At 68.7% G+C, this 16,140-nt stretch carries 16 protein-coding genes; 7 read left to right on the top strand and 9 right to left on the bottom strand.

The window, feature by feature from the left end; all coding sequences use genetic code 11:
- Positions 1–66: 66 nt before the first annotated feature.
- The 4 genes from CSC65_RS13305 to CSC65_RS13290 form a co-directional block, all read right to left on the bottom strand.
- The gene (locus CSC65_RS13305) at positions 67–510 is read right to left on the bottom strand and encodes an MliC family protein (RefSeq protein WP_162411061.1); all 444 of its coding nucleotides are present in this window, start codon (positions 508–510) and stop codon (positions 67–69) included.
- On the bottom strand, positions 507–1,073 hold the full coding sequence (locus CSC65_RS13300) for a type 1 glutamine amidotransferase domain-containing protein (RefSeq protein ID WP_162411060.1): 567 nt from the start codon (positions 1,071–1,073) through the stop codon (positions 507–509). The genes CSC65_RS13305 and CSC65_RS13300 overlap by 4 nt, the downstream gene beginning before the upstream one ends.
- A 108-nt stretch (positions 1,074–1,181) precedes the next feature.
- Positions 1,182–2,084: an endonuclease/exonuclease/phosphatase family protein gene (locus CSC65_RS13295; RefSeq protein WP_162411059.1), complete on the bottom strand. Its 903-nt coding sequence runs from the start codon at positions 2,082–2,084 to the stop codon at positions 1,182–1,184.
- Positions 2,085–2,100: 16 nt separating this feature from the next.
- The gene (locus tag CSC65_RS13290) at positions 2,101–3,894 is read right to left on the bottom strand and encodes a M14 family metallopeptidase (protein WP_238390401.1); all 1,794 of its coding nucleotides are present in this window, start codon (positions 3,892–3,894) and stop codon (positions 2,101–2,103) included.
- Between the two features lie 160 nt (positions 3,895–4,054).
- Between CSC65_RS13290 and CSC65_RS13285 the strand changes: the two genes are divergently transcribed.
- From CSC65_RS13285 to CSC65_RS13275, 3 genes are all read left to right on the top strand, one after another.
- A complete protein-coding gene (locus CSC65_RS13285; RefSeq protein WP_162411057.1) occupies positions 4,055–5,674 on the top strand; it encodes a POT-type proton-dependent oligopeptide transporter in 1,620 nt (539 codons plus the stop codon).
- An 8-nt stretch (positions 5,675–5,682) separates the two neighbouring features.
- Positions 5,683–6,300 (top strand): rhomboid family intramembrane serine protease, encoded by a 618-nt coding sequence (locus CSC65_RS13280; protein WP_162411056.1) that lies wholly within the window; start codon positions 5,683–5,685, stop codon positions 6,298–6,300.
- Between the two features lie 71 nt (positions 6,301–6,371).
- Positions 6,372–7,265: a hypothetical protein gene (locus tag CSC65_RS13275; RefSeq protein WP_202922886.1), complete on the top strand. Its 894-nt coding sequence runs from the start codon at positions 6,372–6,374 to the stop codon at positions 7,263–7,265.
- 85 nt (positions 7,266–7,350) lie between these two features.
- Here CSC65_RS13275 and CSC65_RS16140 read toward each other — a convergent pair whose 3' ends face one another.
- On the bottom strand, positions 7,351–7,518 hold the full coding sequence (locus CSC65_RS16140) for a hypothetical protein (protein WP_202922885.1): 168 nt from the start codon (positions 7,516–7,518) through the stop codon (positions 7,351–7,353).
- 179 nt (positions 7,519–7,697) lie between these two features.
- Between CSC65_RS16140 and CSC65_RS13270 the strand changes: the two genes are divergently transcribed.
- Genes CSC65_RS13270 through cfa form a run of 3 tightly spaced genes read left to right on the top strand, consistent with a single transcriptional unit; the run spans position 7,698 to position 10,048 of the window.
- Positions 7,698–8,006, top strand: coding sequence for a GNAT family N-acetyltransferase (locus CSC65_RS13270; protein WP_162411055.1), 309 nt, complete (start codon positions 7,698–7,700; stop codon positions 8,004–8,006).
- A 58-nt stretch (positions 8,007–8,064) separates the two neighbouring features.
- Entirely contained in the window at positions 8,065–8,916 is an 852-nt protein-coding gene (locus CSC65_RS13265; RefSeq protein WP_162411054.1) for a DUF3298 and DUF4163 domain-containing protein, read from the top strand.
- Positions 8,917–8,923: 7 nt separating this feature from the next.
- Positions 8,924–10,048, top strand: coding sequence for a cyclopropane fatty acyl phospholipid synthase (cfa, locus tag CSC65_RS13260; protein WP_162411053.1), 1,125 nt, complete (start codon positions 8,924–8,926; stop codon positions 10,046–10,048).
- Positions 10,049–10,373: 325 nt separating this feature from the next.
- Here the strand turns inward: cfa and CSC65_RS13255 are convergent, their stop codons facing one another.
- Both CSC65_RS13255 and CSC65_RS13250 read right to left on the bottom strand, forming a co-directional pair.
- Positions 10,374–12,569, bottom strand: coding sequence for a M3 family metallopeptidase (locus CSC65_RS13255; RefSeq protein WP_162411052.1), 2,196 nt, complete (start codon positions 12,567–12,569; stop codon positions 10,374–10,376).
- 84 nt (positions 12,570–12,653) lie between these two features.
- Positions 12,654–13,100 carry a hypothetical protein gene (locus CSC65_RS13250; RefSeq protein ID WP_202922884.1) on the bottom strand — a complete coding sequence of 149 codons (447 nt, stop codon included), beginning with the start codon at positions 13,098–13,100 and terminating at the stop codon, positions 12,654–12,656.
- A 264-nt stretch (positions 13,101–13,364) separates the two neighbouring features.
- On the opposite strand from CSC65_RS13250, the gene CSC65_RS13245 reads away from it, so the two are divergent.
- Complete coding sequence (locus CSC65_RS13245; protein WP_162411051.1) at positions 13,365–13,871, top strand: glutathione peroxidase; 507 nt, start codon at positions 13,365–13,367, stop codon at positions 13,869–13,871.
- A 124-nt stretch (positions 13,872–13,995) separates the two neighbouring features.
- On the opposite strand, the gene CSC65_RS13240 is transcribed toward CSC65_RS13245, so the two are convergent.
- Positions 13,996–14,778, bottom strand: a complete 783-nt coding sequence (locus CSC65_RS13240) for a ferredoxin--NADP reductase (RefSeq protein ID WP_162411050.1) — start codon at positions 14,776–14,778, stop codon at positions 13,996–13,998.
- A 141-nt stretch (positions 14,779–14,919) separates the two neighbouring features.
- On the bottom strand, positions 14,920–16,116 hold the full coding sequence (locus CSC65_RS13235; protein ID WP_162411049.1) for a PQQ-dependent sugar dehydrogenase: 1,197 nt from the start codon (positions 16,114–16,116) through the stop codon (positions 14,920–14,922).
- Positions 16,117–16,140 lie beyond the last annotated feature (24 nt).

The raw sequence follows: 16,140 nt of genomic DNA, 5'->3' as shown, positions 1-16,140 counted from the left end.
AACCGGGACGACGCGGAGCGCGGCATGTGCCTGGCCTGTGTACGCAAAGGCGCGGCGCCTGTCGGCTCAGCCGCTGGCGCCGTTCGTCACCTGGCTACATTCGCGTGCCGGCGTACCGGACAGCGTGAGCGTGGCGCCGCTTTCCCCGCTCCGGAACTCGTTGCCGTTCTCGTCCGCGTAGCGGGTCCCTGAGGTGGCCACCGACTGCGGCAGCGCGAGCTGGCCGCGCTCGTGGATCAGGGTCAGCGTCTGCGAGGCGGGATCCAGGCGCGCGGCCACGCGCTGGTCGCCGCATTGCCAGTGGGATTCGACCGGGGTGCCCGGATTGGGCGCGGCGGTGGCCGAGGCCGTGGGCTGTACGGGCGCCGGTGCCGGCGGACTGGCCTGCGCAGCGGGGCGCGGGACCACCGCTTCGGGTTCGGCAGGCCGGCATCCGGCCGCCAGCACCAGGATCAGGCCTGCGCCCGAGGCCATGGCGGCCAGGCGCGTCGCAGCAGCACCGCCACTCATGCTGACGCCGCCGGCTGCGCGTGGCGGCCTTCGGCGATCTCCTCCACGAGCTTCGCGCAGAACGCCGGCAGGTCCTTCGGCGTACGGCTCGTGACCAGCCCCTGGTCGACGACCACTTCGCGATCGACCCAGCGGGCCCCGGCATTCTCCAGGTCGCGATGGATGTTGGGGACCGAGGTCATCTCGCGTGACTGGACCACGCCGGCATCGACCAGCACCCACGGGCCGTGGCAGATCGCGCCCACCGGCTTGCCATCGTTGAAGAAGTCGCGGGTGAAGCGCAGTGCGTCTTCGTCGTGGCGCAGCGCGTCGGGATTGAACAGCCCCCCGGGAATGACCAGCGCGTCGTAGTCGGCGGCACGTGCGTCGGCCAGGTCGCGGTCGACCGGAACCGTCTGGCCACGATCGAAATGGCGGAAGCCCTGGATCGGACCGCGCTCGGGCGACACCACGTCGACCTGCGCCCCGTGTTCGCGCAGGGCGCGCATCGGCTCGAGCAACTCCGATTCCTCGAATCCGTCGCTGGCGAGGATGGCGATGCGCTTGCCGGTGAGGTGGCTCATCGTGTGCGGTTCCTGCGAATGGGGGTCCACAGCGTCGCCGAGCAAGCGCATGCCCGGCGCGAAGGCGATGTATGCGAAACATTAAACCGTGAGCCGCAGCACGCAGGATCAGGGTGTTTCCGGTTCGGCCGCCGGCTCCGCGTCGGTCGCCAGGCTGAAGCGGACCAGCAGGCCACGATGGTCCGAAGCCCACGTGCCATCGGCATCGGGCTCGGCGAAGAGCAGTTCGGCTTCGACCGGCCGCAGGCGTCCGCGTTGCGCGAATACATGGTCCACGCGCGCCGGTACGCTGAAGTAGGCCGGATTGAGCGTGCTCGATGCGGCGACATCCGCGTCGGGATGCAGCGCGCCCCAGGCGTCCTCCCAGCCCGCATGCAGCGCATCGAGCTCGGGCGCGGTCGCGTCGGCATTGAAGTCGCCGGCAATGAGGGAGGGCGCGTCGCCGGCCGTGGCATCGACGTACGCGAGCAGGTCGGCGAGCTGCTGGCTGCGCGTTGCGGCGCCGTCGGGCGCCCAGTACAGGTGCGTGAAGTACAGGTTCAACGGCTGGTCGCCGACCATCACGCGCGCGAATCCGGCGGTGCGATGGTCCTCCAGCGGATGCAGCATCGTTTCACCATCCTCCAGCATCTCCGTGCGGGTCAGCAGGGCGATGCCGTAGCGACGCTTGTGGCTGGGCGGGTCGGTGGTCACGAAGTGCGACTGGTAACCGAGCTCGCGTGCCAGCCAAGTGGCCTGGTTCGGCAGGCTTTCGTGCTGCAGTACTTCCTGCAGCGCGATCGCATCGGGTTGCAGGCGTCGCAGGGTCTCCACGATCTGGACGCGTCGACGCGGCCAGTCGTCGCGGTCGTGGTGCAGGTTGAGGGTGACCACGCTGAACCCGGGCGCCGCATCGGCCGGCGCCGTCGTGCCGTGCTCCAGGGCCCCTGCCAGCGCGGGCAGGGGCGCGGCGCACAGCAGCAGGCCCGAGTACACCAGCAGGCTGGCGGCGACGCGATGCAGGCGGTCCATGGCGTCCTCGACGCGGTCAGCGGGCCGGTGGCGGCTGGTCAAGTCGCAGGACAGGATACAGCCCGTAGCGTTCGTCCCAGGCCGTGTGCCGTCGGTAGAAGAAATCCAGGCGTGCGGCCGGATCGGCGGCGAACGCCGGGTCGGTGGCCACGCGGCGTTCGAATTCCGCGCGCAGCGCCGGATCGGCGGCCAGCATCTTCCGGGCCACGTCCTCGGCGACGTAGTCCTCCATGTACTCCTTGCGTTCGAACGCGATGTTGAAACCGCCCCAGGCGGCGAGCGAATCGGGTGCCTGCGGCTCGAGCAGGGCGAGCACCAGGCGTGAGAGCGGCTGGTCGACCGGGACGAACAGCGCACCGGGGCCGATGTCGCGCGGCTCGTCTTTCCATCCGCCCGCCAGCGCCAGCCGCTGGCGGCCTTCGGTGGAGGTGGCGTCGGTCTTGGAGGTGCCGGCGCGGAAAGCCTGGACCGGTGCATCCGGCCATGTCGCTTCCAGGCGACGGAAGGAAACACCATGGGCTTCCAGCGCGGGCTGCACGAATGCCACCCAGGCCGGTGGGACCAGATAACCGGCCCTGGGCGCGGTGGCCGTCAGCGCGGGAACCACGTGGTCGCGCAACGGCACGCGCCAGACCTGGGGGGTGGTTTCGTCGTAGCGGGTCATCAGCGCGCCGGAGACGTCCGACGGCGTGCGGGTGTAGGCGTAGCCGCGGAAATCGACGGTGCGCGATTCAGCGGTTGCCTTCCACGCCAGCGGCTCGTCCTGCCCGCCGAGGCGGGTTGCGCGCGCATCGGCCTCCAGCGCCGTGCGCCGCCATTGCGCGCCATGCAGCGCCATCTGCTCCAGCACCGAGACGATCGCGTTGCGGGTGCTGCGCACGCGCTCGGGGTAGGGCTTCCAGGAGTGCGTCTCGACCAGCATGCCCAGCCGGTTGCGCAGCAGGAAATAGCCGTGCGAGAAGCGCGGCGGCGCCACGCCGTCCTCGAAGCCCGACGCGGGATCGTCCTGGACCACGAACGAGGGGTAGAACCCCAGCGGCAGCGAACCCTCGCGCGCCGCATCGGCGATCACCGCGTCCCGCCACTGGCGGCCGACCTTGCGCAGGGCCGGGTCGCCGGCGTGCAGCGGCTCGACCTGGAACGAGATGTCGTGCTCGAACTGGGCACCGTTGGTGGCGTGCAGGTCGACCATGGCCAGAGGATCCCATTCCTGGACCAGGCGCAGCATCGCCCGCATTTCCGGCGCGTCGGCTTTCAGGTAGTCGCGGTTGAGGTTGAAGTTCTGCGCGGTGGTGCGCCAGCCCATTTCCACCGGGCCGCGCTGGTTGGGGCGGTTCCAGGCGCCGAAACGCTCGTGGCCGTCGACGTTGAACACCGGCACGAACAGCCACACGACCTTGTCGAGCACGCCCGGAGCGGCCTCGCCTTCCAGGATCTGGCGCATCGCCAGGAAGCCGGCATCCTTGCCGTCGATCTCGCCTGCGTGGATGCCGCCCTGGACCAGCAACACGGGCAGGCCGCGGCGGCGGGCTTCAGCAGGGTCGAAGGCGCCGGTCGCGGTCACGACCAGCAGCTGCATCGGGCGGCCTTCCGGCGTGGTGCCGAAGCTGCGCGCTACGACCCGGTCCGGATAGCGGGCCTGGAAGGCGGCGGCCAGCGCGGCGACCTCGTCGTAGCGGCCGGTGCGCTGGAAGCCGGAGCGTTCGGACACGGTCGAAAGCGGCTCGGCGGCGGCCGCGGCCCAGGCGGGCGCGTCGAAAGCGCAAGCCAGGCCGGCGAGGGCCAGGCAGGCCGCCACGGGGCGGGACATCAGGCGGGAGCGAGGCGACATCGGCGGCACCAGTGCGGGATGGCGCCATGATGCCAGCACGACGCGGCGCGGGCAGTGGTCGCGGCCCGCCGAACGGCCGGGCGGTTCCGGTGGGGCAGGGCGATCAGGTACCCTCGACTTCTTTTGCAGCACGACCTAGATGAGCACGACGACCGCGGACCAAGGGCGCATGCCGCGCCAGATCTCCTACATCATCGGCAACGAAGCCTGCGAGCGCTTCAGCTTCTACGGGATGCGCAACATCCTGGTGCCGTTCCTGATCAGCTCGATCCTGCTGGCCTACCTGCCCGAGGGCCCCCAGCGCGACGGCGCCGCCAAGGACATCTTCCACACCTTCGTCATCGGCGTGTACTTCTTCCCGCTGCTCGGTGGCTGGCTGTCGGACCGGTTCTTCGGCAAGTACCACACGATCCTCTGGTTCTCGCTGATCTACTGCGCCGGCCACGCCTGCCTGGCGATGTTCGAGAACAACGCGACCGGCTTCTACACCGGCCTGTTCCTGATCGCGCTGGGCTCGGGAGGCATCAAGCCGCTGGTGGTGTCGTTCTGCGGCGACCAGTTCGACCAGAGCAACAAGTCCAGGGCCAAGGTCGTCTTCGACGCGTTCTACTGGATCATCAATTTCGGCTCGTTCTTCGCTTCCCTGCTGGCGCCGCTGTTCCTGCGCCACTGGGGCCCGGCGGTCGCCTTCGGCATCCCCGGCGTGCTGATGTTCATCGCCACCTTCGTGTTCTGGCTCGGACGCCGGCATTACGTCAACGTGCCGCCCTCGGGCAACGATCCGCACAGCTTCTTCGAAGTGGTCAAGACCGCACTGCGCGCGCAGGCGCCCGGGCGCGGCCGTCCGGGCCATGCGGTGGCGATGTCGGGCGTGGTGCTGGCCGTGGCGCTGCTGGGGCTGTGGGCGCTTTCGCTCGGTGGACTGGCGCCGTCGTGGTGGCCGGACTTCGGCTTCGTGATCTCCGCCTGCCTGGCGCTGGGCGTGGTGATCGCGCTGGGCGGCTGGGGCGCGTCGATGCAGCTGGAGCGCGCGCGCGGCGCGCATCCGGATGCGGCGGTGGACGGCGTGCGCGCGGTGCTGCGGATCCTGATCGTGTTCGCGCTGGTGACCCCGTTCTGGTCGCTGTTCGACCAGAAGGCCTCGACCTGGATCATCCAGGGCCGGGAGATGGTCATCCCGCACGCGTCGACCTGGTGGCCGAGCTGGCTGATCCAGGACGCGGCACAGATGCAGGCGCTGAACCCGTTGCTGGTGATGCTGCTGATCCCGTTCAACAACATCGTGCTCTATCCGCTCCTGCGCCGCATGGGCTGGGAGCCCACCGCCCTGCGGCGGATGGGGTGGGGCATCGCCATTTCCGGCGTGTCGTGGATCGTGGCCGGCGCGTTGCAGTTGTGGCTGGACGGCGGCGAGCAGGTCTCGCTGACCTGGCAGGCCCTGCCCTACCTGCTGCTGACCTTCGGCGAGGTGCTGGTCTCGGCCACCGCGCTTGAGTTCGCCTACAGCCAGGCGCCGCACGCGATGAAGGGCGTGATCATGGCCTTCTGGTACCTGACCAGCACCTTCGGCAGCCTTTGGGTACTGCTGACCAATTTCGGTGTGCGCAACGAGGCGGTGCTGAGCCGCATCGCCGGCACCGGGCTCAGCGAGAACGCGTTCCTGATGTTCTTCTTCGCCGGCTTCGCGTTCGTGGCCGCGCTGGCGTTCGCCGCCTACGCGCGCCGCTATCCGATGCAGGACAACTACCGGATCGCCTGAGGATCGCCATGTCGTCTCCCGTGACCCTCGTCCTGATCGCGATCACCGCGCTGGTGTCGTGGCTGGCGTTCAAGGACCGGCGCGTCGTCGACCGGCTGATCCTGTGGCCGCCGGCCGTGTCCAAGCGCCACGAGTACTGGCGCCTGGTCAGCTACGGCTTCCTGCACGCGGACCTGCCGCACCTGCTGTTCAACATGGTCACCCTGTTCTTCTTCGGGCGGATGATCGAACAGGTGATGCTGAAGATCACCGGCAGCCCGCTGACCTATCCGCTGTTCTACCTGGCGGCCCTGGTGGTCTCGATCCTGCCGAGCTACCTGAAGAACCAGAAGAACCCCAGCTACTTCAGCCTGGGCGCCTCGGGCGCGGTGTCGGCGGTGCTGTTCGCCTTCATCCTGCTTTCGCCGTGGTCGCTGATCTTCGTGTTCTTCATTCCGGCGCCGGCGATCCTGTACGCGGTTTTCTACGTCGGCTACAGCATCTGGATGGACCGCAAGGGCGGCGACCGGATCAACCACAGTGCGCACCTGGCTGGTGCGGCGTTCGGCGTGATGTTCATGCTGGCGATGGAGCCGCGGGTGTGGGAGGTCTTCCTGGAGCAGCTGCTGAATCCGCGTTTCGGTTGATGCGCCACGCTCACCCGGCGTGAATGCCGGGCGTGCAACGGTGTCCCGTACCCACGTTGATGGAGGCGGAGATGGCAACCCGGAGCACGCGAACCCCGACCCGCAAGACCCGCACGTCCAAGACCGTTGCGCCGATCCGCAAGGCGGCGAAGAAGGTGGCCAGGAAGGCCGCGACGAAACGCGCACCGGCATCGAAGGCCGTGGCTGGCCGGAAGACCGCCGGAGCGACCCCGGCGGCGCGGAAGGCGGCGGCGAAGAGGGTGGCGGTCAAGGCGCCTGCAGCCAAGAAGTCGATTGGCCGCAAACCTGTCGCGACGAAGGTTGCCAAGCGGGTCGCGAAGAAGGCGGCACCGACCAGGCTCGCTGCGAAGCGCACGGCTGCGGCGAAGGGTGCGGCCAGGAAGGCGCCGGCGAAGAGGGTTGCAACGAAGAAGGTTGCAACGAAGAAGGCCGCGACCAAGAAGGTCGCAGCGAAGAAGGTCGCAGCGAAGAAGGTCGCAGCGAAGGTCACGGCCCGGCAGACGGCGCCGAAGAAGGCCGTCGCCCGCAAGACCGCGGCCAGGAAGCCGGTCGCGGGCAAAGTGGCGGCGAAGAAGGCGATTGCCGCGACCCTTCAGGCCGCTCCAGTGACGAAGACGCCAGCCGCGCGCACGCGTGCCGCGAACAAGCCTGCTGCACCGCGCCCGGGCCGTCGCCCGCGCGCCCCGGCGCTGACACCCGAACTGGCATTGGCGCGGACCCGTGAGTTGTTGCAGGCCCACCAGGAGCAGGCGCGCCACACGCCGCCGTGGCGGATGCTGGAAGAGCCGCATGCTGCGCACACAGCCAGCAGCGACGGCCATGCGCCGGCGGACGTGGAGGCCAAACTCCAGGAGCTGCACGCCGGCGAAAGCCGGATGCGGGCGATCCATGGCAGCAGCAGCACCCACGACCGGCGCAACCAGCGCAAGCGCGACCACCGGTGAAGTAAAAAGGGCAGCCCCGCCGCCGACGGGACTGCCCCCGGACGGATCGCGTGTTCCGCGCTCCGTCCTCCCCCTTGCAGCTGTGTCAGGCGACGACCGAGTAGGCGCTCTTGAGTCGCTCGTAGACCACGCTATCGAGCTGCTCGAACTCCCAGCCATCGGTGTGGCCGTTGACCACGAGCTGGTAGAGGCCTTCGAGCAGGGAGAAGTCGCTGGAGAAATCGTTCGGGCTGGAATGTTCGAATGCGTTCATGGCTGAGGCTCCTTGCAAACTGGGCGTCGAATTCCGATGGATGAACCAACGCATAACCCGTGCCAACCCTCCCGGGGCCCCGTATCCCCTCGTTCAGCAATGTCGTCACCCGCCTTTGCGGGGCCGGACGCCAGAATGTGACGTACTGCGTCGCCTTTTGCCGTCCTCCCGGAGCCGCCATGACCGAATCGCCGTCGCCCATCCACCACGACCCCGCCCGCCAGCGCTTCCGCCTGCTGGACGATGGGCACGAGGCCGAGCTGACCTACCACCTGCGGGACGCAGGTCCGGGGGGCGGCGGTCAGGTCATGGTGATCGACCATACCGGCGTGCCCGCCGCGATCGGCGGCCGTGGCATTGCCGGCCGGCTGGTGCAGGCCGCCTTCGAGCACGCCCGGGGGGCAGGGTGGCGGGTGCTCCCGGCCTGTTCCTATGCGGAGGTCTGGATCACCCGGCATCCGGAATACACTGACTTGCTCGCCGCCTGAACCTACGACCGGCGCGCCTGGTCCTCCAGGTTCCCGCCCATGCACCGGGGAGTACCTCATGAAACCTGCCGCCCTCAACCGACGCACGGCCGCCACGGCGCTGTTGCTCGTCGCCCTGGCAGCCTGCCAGCGCGATGCGGCGCCGGTGACGGAAGCGCCCGCTTCGCCGGCGGCCGCAGCCGGTACCGATGGCATCGCCGCGACTCCGGAGCCGGCCGCTACGGCAGCGCCCGGGCTGGTCGACGTGATCGAGACCGACCCGCGTTACGTGGTCGGGATCAGCTATCCACCCGCCGCCGCGGCCGATCCGGGACTGGCCAAGGCGCTGCATGACTATGCCGAGGCCTCGCGTGCCGAGCTGATGCAGGCGGTCGGCGGGCTGGATGCCGCACCGACGGCGCCTTACGAACTGTCGCTCGGGTTCCGCGAGCTGATGCGGACCGCCGATGTGGTCGCGGTGGCCGCCGATGGCAGCCTGTACACCGGTGGCGCCCACGGCCAGCCACTCGTGGCGCGCTTCGTCTGGTTGCCGGGCGAGCAGCGCATGCTGACCTCCGATGCCCTGCTGGCCACGCCGGCCGACTGGCGCCCGGTCGCCGACTACATCGGCGAACAGCTCGGTGCCGCCGCGCACACCCGTGCCGCCGACGAGGCCCTGGACCCGGCCGATCGCCAGCGCCTCCTGTCCACGGCACTGAAGATGATCGACCAGGGCACCGAGCCGCAGCCGCAGAACTTCGCGCAGTTCGAACCGGTGGCGGCTGCAAATGGCCGTATCGCGGCCCTGCGTTTCGTGTTCCCGCCCTACCAGGTCGGTCCCTATGCCGATGGCGTGCAGAACGTCGAGGTGCCCGCCGCGGTACTGCGGCCGCACCTGGCAGAGGGCGTCCGCGGACTGTTCGTGGAGTAGGCGTGCCATGCCGGGCGCCGATTCCCGCGCACGCCGCCGGATCGAGGCGCTGCTGGGCGAGGCCGGGGTGCGCATCGGCGGCAACCGCGACTGGGATCTGCAGGTCCACGACGAGCACCTCTACGCGCGGCTGCTGGCGCAGGGTTCGCTGGGGCTGGGCGAGTCATACATGGATGGCTGGTGGGATGCGCGTTCGCTGGACGGCCTCCTGTGCCAGCTGATGCAGGCGCGACTGGACCAGCGCGTGCACGGCCTGGCCGAGATCGGCGACGCGCTGCTGGCCCGACTGTCGAACCGCCAGTCGCGGGGACGCAGTGGCGAGGTCGGTCGCCGGCACTACGACCTGGGCAACGACCTCTACGCGGCCATGCTCGGGCGCCGGCTGGTCTACAGCTGCGGATACTGGCGCGAAGCCGACGGGCTGGATGCAGCGCAGGAAGCCAAACTGGACCTGGTCTGCCGCAAGCTCGAGCTGCGGCCTGGCATGCGCGTACTCGACATCGGCTGCGGCTGGGGCGAGGCGCTGAAGTATGCGGTCGAGCGGTATGGGGTGAGCGGTGTCGGGGTAACCATCTCGCAGGCGCAGGCGGATTACGCCAGCCGGCTGTGCGCCGGGTTGCCGGTGCAGATCCGGTTGCAGGACTACCGCGACCTGCGCGAGCCGTTCGACGCGGCGTTCTCGATTGGCATGTTCGAGCACGTGGGCGTCCGCAACTATCGCGGCTACTTCGAAGTGGTGCGGCGCTGCCTGCCCGACCAGGCGCTGTTCCTGCTGCATACCATCGGCGGGAACATATCCTCGAACCACACCGACCCGTGGATCGCGCGCTACATCTTCCCCAATTCGATGCTGCCGTCCGCCGCGCAGGTGGCACGGGCCAGCGAGGGCCTGTTCGTGGTCGAGGACTGGCACAACTTCGGCAGCGACTACGACCGCACCTTGCAGGCGTGGCGCGCGAACATCGAAGCGGCCTGGGACCGGCTGGACCCGCGCTACGACGAACGCTTCAGGCGGATGTGGCGGTTCTACCTGTCCGCCTCGATGGCGGCTTTCCGCAGCCGCCGGACCCAGTTGTGGCAGGTGGTGATGTCGCCACGCGGGGTGCCGGGCGGGTACGTCGCACCGCGCTGAGCATGCAGGCGAATACAACGCCGACGGCTGCGGTCCGGAGGACATGCAGCGCGCTGTTTTTTCCGCTTCATTCGCCTGCCGGGCGGAGCGCCGTTTTGCACATGCGCAAGCACGCCGGGCTGAGCGGTGAGGATCCCGTGGCCAAAAAAGCGCCAACCATCTTGACAGCCCCGCCACGCCTGCGGCGTCGCCGCTTATCCACAGCTTCGTGCAGCGATCATCCACACCGCCTGTGGAAAACCCCGGGTACGCACGGACAAGGCTGCGGCCGGAAACGACTGCGCCACCCGAAGGTGGCGCAGCGCGATGCCGCGGTGGACCTGGATCAGCGCGGGGGCGCGGAATCCAGGCCGCGCTTGGCCAGCAGCGGCTCGATCTTCGGATCGTGCCCGGCGAAGTCGCGGAACAGCTGCAGGGCGTCCTTGCTGCCGCCGCGCGAGAGCAGGGTGGCGCGGAAACGGTCCCCGTTCTCGCGCTTCAGGCCGCCATTGGCGCGGATCCACTCCTGGGTGTTGGCGTCCAGCACCTCGGACCAGATGTAGGCGTAGTAGCCGGCCGCGTAGCCGCCCATGATGTGGCTGAAGTACGGGGTGCGATAGCGCGGCGGGACCGGGCGGAAGTAGATCCCGTCGCCCTTCAGCGCATCGGCCTCGAACTGCATCACGCCGGCGGCGGCAGGCACCTGGTCGGCGCCGATCTGGTGCCAGCGCTGGTCGAGCATGGCCGCACCCAGGTACTCGGTGGTCGCGAAGCCCTGGTTGAACTTGCTCGCGGCCAGGACCTTGTCCAGCAGTGCCTGCGGCATCGCTTCGCCGGTCTGGTGGTGCTTGGCGTAGTTGGCCAGGATCGACGGCCAGTCGGCCCACATCTCGTTGACCTGCGAGGGGAACTCGACGAAGTCGCGCGGCACCGCGGTGCCGCTGAAGTACGGGTACTCCACGTCCGAGAACATGCCGTGCAGCGCGTGGCCGAACTCGTGGAACATCGTGGTGACCTCATCCCAGGTCAGCAGCGTGGGCTGGCCGTCGGCCGGCTTGGTGATGTTCTGGTGGTTGGCCACGACCGGCTGGGTGCCGCGCAGCCCGGACTGCGAGACGTAGGCGTTCATCCACGCACCGCCGCGCTTGGACTCGCGCGCGTAGGGGTCGAAGATGAAGATCGCCAGCTGCTTGCCGTCGGCGTCGAAGACGTCGTAGGTCCAGGTATCGTCGCGATACCTGGGCAGGTCGGTGCGTTCCTTGAAGGTGATCCCGTAGAGCTGGGTGGCGGCGAAGAACACGCCGTTCTCCAGTACGTTCTTCATCTCGAAGTACGGCTTGAGCTGGGACTCGTCGAAGTCGTACTTGGCCTGGCGCACCTTCTCGCTGTAGAACGCCCAGTCCCACGGCTCGAGCTTGAAGGTCGGCTCGCCCTTGGCGGCCTGCTCCTGGTCGATCATCTTCTGCAGCTCGGCGGCTTCGCGCGTCGCGTTGGCGACCGCGGCCGGGGCCAGCTTGCCGAGCATGTCGTTGACCGCCTCGGGGGTCTTGGCGGTCGAGTCGGCCAGCGAATAGGCGGCGTGGTTCGGGAAGCCCAGCAAAGCGGCGCGTTCGGCGCGCAGCTTCATCACCTGGGACACGATCCCGGTGTTGTCGAACTCGTTGCCGCGGCTGCCGCGGGCGACGGAGGCCTCGAAGATCTTCTGCCGCGCGTCGCGGTTGCTCAGGTAGGTCAGCGGCGGCTGGCCGGTGGTGTTGAGCAGGGTGACGACGTACTTGCCCTCGACGCCACGCTTCTTGGCTTCGTCGGCGGCGGCGGCGACCTGGGCATCATTGGAGCCGGCCAGTGCTTCGGCATTGTCGAAGGTCACGGCGGAGGCATTGACCTCGTTGAGCACGTTCTGGTCGAACTGGGTGCCCAGCGTGGCCAGCTGGGCGTTCATGTCCTTCAACTTCGCCTTGTCGGCGTCGGACAGCTTGGCGCCGGCGCGGACGAAGTCGGTGTAGTAGCGCTCGACCAGGCGCACGCCCTCGGCGTCCAGGCCCAGGCCTTCGCGCTGGTCGTAAAGGGACTGCACGCGGGCAAAGAGTTTCCCGTCCAGGTAGATCGCGTCGCGGTGGGCGGCGAACTTCGGCGAGTAGTCGGCGTCGAGCTTCTTGCGCGCGTCGTTGGTGTCGGTGCTGGACAGGTTGAAGAACACCGTGGCCGCGCGGTCCAGGACCTGGCCGCTGTTCTCCATCGCCAGGATCGTGTTGTCGAAGGTCGGGGCCTCGGCATTGTCGGCGATCGCCGCGACTTCCTTCAGCTGTTCGGCCATGCCGGCGTCGAAGGCCGGGCCGAAATCGGCGTCCTTGATCCGGTCGAAGTGCGGGTAGTGCAGCGGCAGGTCGCTCTGCACGAAGAACGGGTTGTCCTGCGTGGCCGGCGCGGCGGTTTCGGCCGTGGCGGCCGAGCCGCTGGCGGGCGCGTCGGTGCGGTTGCAGGCGGTCATGCCAAGTCCAAGGGCGGCGGCGAGCGCCAGGTAGAGGCCGGTCTTCTTCATTACAACGGATCCTGCGGGGATGATTCCTCTGAATCTAACCCGCGGCCGGGAGCCGGCGCCTGTGACGAAAGGCAGGGGCGACCGTCAGAGCGTCTCAAATTGACGTGCGATCCATGCCGCCTGGTAGGCCAGTCCGAGGCTGACGAAGGCGCCATGGAACCGGGGGCTCCGGGTCAGCATGGCGATGCCGCACAGGACGATGTAGGCCAGGTTCCGCACCAGGAACTCGTTGCCGAAACTGTGGAAGTACGCCGGTCCCTTGATCCAGGTGTCCACCATGTCCACCGCATAGGCCAGCGCCAGCAGGCCGAAGAACCATTGCCGGCGGGCATAGAAGTATTCGCGGTAATCGGGGTATTCGCTGGCGCTGTCGGAGAACACAAGCGCGCACAGCAGGTACAGCAGCAACGCGTACAGGGTCACGAACAGGTACAGGTTGAAGTTCCATTCGACCAGGTGCCCCAGCCGGAACTGCCACCACCAGAAATGGATCAGGAACAGGAACATCGACAGCGCCCAGCCCAGGTGCACCCAGTAGATGCGCTTGCGTTTCGGGTTCTCGATCAGTTGGCGAAATGGCGCAGCAGGTGGGTCAGTCCCAGGCCGACGATCATCCCGAGCACGATGCGGATGTGTACGTAGAGCGATGCCATCTGGGCGGTGTCGTGAGGGGCCTGCATGACGGCTCCTGTGGCGGGGGCTACGATCGTCGCCAAGAGTAGGGCATCGGGCCGTCGCGCGTGGCCCCGCACGAGGCCGGCTATGCTTGCGGCGTCCCGGCCACCGCGATCCCCCATGACCCGCTTCCACGATTTCTCGGCGATCGACATCGACGGCCACGAGCGCGCCCTTTCCGAATTCGCCGGCCAGGTCCTGCTGGTCGTCAACGTGGCGTCGCGTTGCGGCTTCACCCCGCAGTACGCGGGACTGGAGCGGTTGTGGCGGGAGCGTGGCGAACGCGGCCTGTCGGTGCTGGGATTCCCCTGCGACCAGTTCGGCCGCCAGGAGCCCGGCGATGAAGCGCAGATCCGCGATTTCTGCGCGCTGAACTACGGGGTGACCTTTCCCATGTTCGCCAAGGTCGAGGTCAACGGCCCCGGGTCGCACCCGTTGTGGCAGTGGTTGCGTCGAGAGAAGCGCGGCTTCCTCGGCTTCCTCGGCGATGGTGCGATCAAGTGGAACTTCACCAAGTTCCTGGTCGGTCGCGACGGCCGGGTGCTGGCGCGCTATGCGCCGAACCAGAAGCCCGAATCGCTGGCCTCGGATATCGACCGGGCGCTGGCGGAGCCGCGTAGCGGTTGAGGCCGGTTCGACTCCCTGCGGCGGGTGGCCGTAGCCGAGGGTCGCGCCTTGACCTCGTCCGGCGGCAGCGAAACGACTTCTTCCATGATCCCGCACAGCACGCGCCCTGGGGCGGCGCGCGGGGCTACTTCTCGACGAAGGCGCGCTCGAACACGTACTGGCCGGCGGTGCCGATGCGCGGTGAGGCGGTGAAGCCGCGTCCGTCGAGCAGGCTGCGGAAGTCGGCCAGCATCTGCGGGCTGCCGCAGATCATCGCGCGGTCGTGCTCCGCATCCAGCGGGTCCAGGCCCAGGGTGCGCATCATCTCGCCACTGGCCATCAGGTCGGTCAGGCGGCCATGGTTGGGGAACGCCTCGCGACTGACTGCCGGGTAATAGAGCAGCTTCTCGCGCAGGACGTCGCCGAGCAGCTCGTGGTTCGGCAGTTCCTTCTCGAAATAGTCGCGGTAGGCCAGGTCGCCGATGCTGCGCACGCCGTGGCACACGACCACGCGCTCGAAGCGCTCGTAGGTCTCCGGGTCCTTGACCACCGACAGCCACGGCGCCAGGCCGGTGCCGGTGCCCAGCAGGTACAGGTTGCGCCCCACGTGCAGGTCGCTGATCAGCAGCGTCCCCGTGGGCTTGCGACCGACCAGCACCGTGTCGCCGGGCTGGATGTGCTGCAGGCGCGAGGTCAGCGGGCCGTTGGGCACCTTGATGCTGAAGAACTCCAGCTGCTCTTCCCAGTTCGCGCTGGCGATCGAATAGGCGCGCAGCAGCGGCTTGCCGCTGTCGGTGGCCAGGCCGATCATCACGAACTGGCCGTTCTCGAAGCGGAAACCGTCGTCGCGCGTGGTGGTGAAGCTGAAGTAGTCGTCGGTCCAGTGACGGACGTCGAGCACCGTTTCGGTGCCGTAGGCAGAGGACATCGGGGCGTGGGCGCAGGGGGATATTCGCTGCGTATTGTAGCCGACCGCCGTCCCGCGGCCTTGCGCAGGATCAGGGCGGGATCGGGATACCGGCTCCGGGCCGGGCAGGCTGCCCGGCGACGGAGCGTTGCCGTGGACCGCTCAGCCCTGCGGCGGTACCAGCTTCAGCAGCTTGCCGTCTTCCTCGTCGGTGACCAGGTAGACGTTGCCGTCGGCGGCCACGCGCACATCGCGGATGCGCTCGCCGACGTCCTGCAGCAGGCGCTCCTCGCCCACGACACGGTCGCCCTCCAGCTGCAGGCGGATCAGGTTGCGCTGTGCGAGGGCGCCCAGGAACAGGCTGTCGTTCCACGGCTTGCCCGGCTGCCCGGTGTAGAACGCCATGCCCGACAGGCCCGGCGAAACCTCGAACACGTGGTGGGCCGGCGCCATGCCTTCCTTTTCCTTGCCCACCGCCTCGGGGATCGGCTGGCCCGAATAGTTGATGCCATGGGTGACGACCGGCCAGCCGTAGTTGGCGCCGGGCTGCGGCAGGTTGATCTCGTCGCCGCCGCGCGGACCGTGCTCGACTTCCCACAGCTTGCCGGTGCGCGGGTCGAACGCCAGGCCCTGCGAGTTGCGATGGCCATAGCTCCAGATTTCGGGACGTGCGCCGGCCTGGCCGACGAAGGGGTTGTCCTCCGGAACGCTGCCATCGAGGTTCAGCCGGACCAGCTTGCCCTGCAGCTTGTCCAGCTCCTGCGACATCGTGCGCATGGTGCGCTCGCCCTGGCTGATGAACACATGGCCCTGGTTGTCGAAGGCGAAGCGCGAGCCGTAGTGGTTCTCGGCGTTGACCTTGGGCTCCTGCCGGTAGAACACCGTCACGTCGCTGAGTCCGGTGTCGCCGAGCGTGGCGTAGGCCGCTGCCGTGCCCGACACGCCGCCGTCGCCGGGTTCCGCATAGCTCAGGTAGATGCGCCGGCTCTGGGCGAAGTCCGGGGCCAGGGCCACGTCGAGCAGGCCACCCTGGCCGCGCGCGACCACCGTCGGCACGCCGGCCAGCGGCGCCGATACGCTGCCATCGGCAGCCACATGGCGCAGGTTGCCGCCGCGTTCGGTGACCAGGAAGCCACCGTCAGGCAGTGGCGCCAGCGCCCAGGGATGCGACAGGCCGCGGGCCACCACGCTCAGCTGAAGGTCGCCCTTTTCGCTGCTGACGGTACGCGCCGGTTCCGCCGTCGCAGGCCCCGGAGTGGCCGCGGGCTCCTGTGCCGGCTTGCAGGCCGAAAGCAGGGCGGCGACGGTGAGCGCGGAGGCGAGGGCCGAAACGGTGGCGGTGCGGGAAGGCAGGCGCATGACGGGCATCCTGTCGTGACTAAG

Origin of the sequence: Pseudoxanthomonas daejeonensis, assembly GCF_010093205.1 — a bacterium.
Taxonomy (GTDB): Bacteria; Pseudomonadota; Gammaproteobacteria; order Xanthomonadales; family Xanthomonadaceae; genus Pseudoxanthomonas; species Pseudoxanthomonas daejeonensis.
This window is presented reverse-complemented; position numbering and strand designations above follow the sequence as displayed.